Genomic DNA, 2927 nt, shown 5'->3' on the forward strand with positions numbered 1-2927 from the left:
GCGTTCACTATTTGTTTACAAATAGATTGCTTAAGGTGCTGTGACATTTGTCGCAGCACCTTTTTCATCTGTAGACGACGAATCTCAACAAAGCTGACTGTTGTATTGGTCATTTTATACTGACTCTGAAATGGCTATGCTGACCGACCCGTAGGTGGTTAAATTACGCCTACGCTAATACTGGTATTATGTGCCAAAATGTACAGCAGAAAAGCCCTTATATTGTGGCAACAAATACTGGAATGTACAGAAGAATGTAGGCGAACAGCAGGAAGTAAAAACCTTATACTATAAAGTCATGTATTGTGAGGTCTTGGTTCGTTCCCGGCTTCGGGGCCTCGTGGGGGCCCAGGGAAGCCGTACTTTATTGCGTGGCCATGCTCTGGTGATTTCCGCTTTAAATGGCTTCCGCCCCGGGCGGAAGGCCACCATAGGCGGGGGCTGGAATGAAGTGGACTGGAGCAAAGCGGAAGGAAACGGAAAGACAGGGACCGCCGAACTAGCCCAGTAGTAGGCACTGGCCCACATTCCGGCGGCTGGGTATACTCCCAGCTTTCTTCAGATACTATCAGGGCTTTTCATGGCATAGCCGGAATCCGTGATGTAGGCATGACAGGGAAAGACCTGGGCCAATGCTGCTGGGGGTATACTCTGCCGTCCGGGGCACCTCCTCGAGTCGGTGTTTCAGACGCTGGAGTGTGGCTGACGGCACGTATGGGAGGTCTGACACCGGAAGCGGCTCACTTCAATCAAGGCACCAGTAGTGGATTGGGGTGTGGTGGCCTCCTTCGTAATCCTTGCAATTAGCCAATAATTAAATAACCCCAGGAAAATCCTTTGATAAATCAAAGAATTTTTCTAGGGTTTTTTATCATTCCCTTACGGAGATTATGTTTATAATATGCCAGAATATAGCCACTATATTATCCACTAAATGTACATTTTCACAATATCGCTTTGATTAGGTATAAAATAGAATCGATCCATATACTTTTCAGTACCTTCGTACTTAAGATAATCAGCAATAGAAACAGCTGGTTCTCTACCAGCAATCTTACGGAATATTTTTTCTGCAACTTCAGACATAACTTTCAACAAAAAGTAGCTGGCAAAATTTACATCCCACAATTCCCAACATTCAAGCATGAATTTGCTAAAAATATCGGTAAATTCAACTTTATTCCACGATTTAGCTCCATAAAAACTATCCTTTAATTTTCCAAACCATTTATACCGATATTCATCCAGTTTACCTAAAATATTACTAAACTCCTCTGATGTAGTATACAACACATCAATAAATATTGATGTTAAACAAGTAATTTCGTCATGGAAGTTAAACCTAAATTCACGATCTATTTTCCCCTCATATTTATCAATAAATCTATATAGATGCCACTTAGACAGAAAAGCCTCTTCCTCTTCTTTTGACATCATATTAAAATTTGCCCATGAACTTAAATCATCTAACGGCTCATAGAAAGCTTCCATTGTTTCGAGCAGCGCCATTATTATCCCCTCATTTCTATAAAGTTAATTTTATTAATTGCCTTTTTTGTATACTGGCATCCACACAAATAAAATTTTTAAAAAGTCATTTTACCATATTTGTTTTATTTGTAGAAAAATTTTATGTAGTAGGTATAATTTTTTGGAGCACAAGTGATTCCTCTCCTCTATAAGGTAATACCAATGCATAATAATTACTAATTTTTTCGTAATCGGTTGTAATATCGCTCTCATGCATTTCTTCAGTTAATCTTAAATAAACATATAAATTGTCAATTTCTTTATACGACCTTGAGTTTGTTAAACGGAGTAAATTGTCATATGCCTCTGAAAATTTAGGACATGTTTCCCACAACAAATCAACAAACTCCTGATATTCTCTTTCTGGATGAATTGTTTTACCGTCTCTACTATAGACAAATTCTCTTCTCATAATTTTAACCCCTTGTAATACATCTGTGTAAGTTATAATAAGACATAATAATTATAATGGTAAGGAAGGAACTATTTGAATCACTGCGCCGTTACTTCTAGGATTGCCTACATAGCTTTCGGGAAGGGCTACTACATAGCTATTACTTAATTTAATATATTCGCATTGAATTTCATCCCGTCTAACTTCTTTATCTTTTCTAATTTCCATTCCAAAATCTAATTGGGCATTATTTCCACGCTCATTCAATTTTTTTTGTACACTCTCATATACTTCTTTAAATTTTGGTGACGCATCAAGCAACAAGTCCAAAAAACCAGCTGGTAAACTACAACACATACTTACAGGACCATTTTCTTTATACCTAAATGCACAATCCATAAATAAAGCACCCCTTTTTAATTCTCATAAAACACATAATAATTACGCCTCGTAAAAAATCAACTTCTTTATTATCGCCTCACTCATATTATATTTGATTGTATAAAGTGCCTCCGTAACAGTTTAATATTGGACCCATAAACAACCACGGTTTTATGTATTCAACAAAAAATCTTTTTTCCCTGCAACACATAATAATTTTTCAATATTTTGGCACTATTTTTTTATTATTGCAGGCTTATAAATTTAAATCACTATATTAATTATATTTTTTTAACCTTTTACACACTCCATTGATTACCAAGCAAAATCTGACTCAATAATGTCAAATATATGCCACAGATAACATTGATCTTTTATATGGCGCATATTTCATTATTTCATCAATTACGCCCTCTAGGTCTTTCTTTATGTTCAACTCCCAGTATCGAAACAGTCCCCCAGCTGGTAGGACAGTCACCGGAAGCGGCTCACTTCAATCAAGGCAGCCTAGTTTTTAAGAGTGTGGGTGGCCTCCTTCGTACCCCTTTATTTTATAATTTGTTTATTTCCAATTTAGATTTAAGCCATATAATATATCCAAAATATAGCGAGGGGGTATCTG

Annotated in this window: 6 protein-coding genes; 3 read left to right on the forward strand and 3 right to left on the reverse strand. The window is 36.9% G+C overall.

The annotated features are described in order from the left end of the window. Positions 1-190: 190 nt before the first annotated feature. On the forward strand, positions 191-511 hold the full coding sequence (locus tag ACKI5G_RS03070; RefSeq protein ID WP_407397547.1) for a hypothetical protein: 321 nt from the start codon (positions 191-193) through the stop codon (positions 509-511). Positions 512-609: 98 nt separating this feature from the next. Beyond that, positions 610-807 (forward strand): hypothetical protein, encoded by a 198-nt coding sequence (locus ACKI5G_RS03075; protein ID WP_407397549.1) that lies wholly within the window; start codon positions 610-612, stop codon positions 805-807. Between the two features lie 123 nt (positions 808-930). Here the strand turns inward: ACKI5G_RS03075 and ACKI5G_RS03080 are convergent, their stop codons facing one another. The 3 genes from ACKI5G_RS03080 to ACKI5G_RS03090 all read right to left on the reverse strand — a co-directional run bounded on the left by ACKI5G_RS03080 (position 931) and on the right by ACKI5G_RS03090 (position 2323). Beyond that, positions 931-1509, reverse strand: coding sequence for a hypothetical protein (locus ACKI5G_RS03080; protein ID WP_407397551.1), 579 nt, complete (start codon positions 1507-1509; stop codon positions 931-933). Positions 1510-1630: 121 nt separating this feature from the next. Next, positions 1631-1942: a hypothetical protein gene (locus ACKI5G_RS03085; protein WP_407397553.1), complete on the reverse strand. Its 312-nt coding sequence runs from the start codon at positions 1940-1942 to the stop codon at positions 1631-1633. Between the two features lie 51 nt (positions 1943-1993). Beyond that, positions 1994-2323, reverse strand: a complete 330-nt coding sequence (locus ACKI5G_RS03090) for a hypothetical protein (protein ID WP_407397555.1) — start codon at positions 2321-2323, stop codon at positions 1994-1996. Between the two features lie 333 nt (positions 2324-2656). Between ACKI5G_RS03090 and ACKI5G_RS03095 the strand changes: the two genes are divergently transcribed. Then, positions 2657-2927, forward strand: a 271-nt coding sequence (locus tag ACKI5G_RS03095) for a hypothetical protein (protein WP_407397557.1), incomplete at its 3' end; no start/stop codon positions are given.

Origin of the sequence: Anaerovibrio sp. (assembly GCF_045637405.1) — a bacterium.
GTDB lineage: Bacteria > Bacillota > Negativicutes > Selenomonadales > Selenomonadaceae > Anaerovibrio.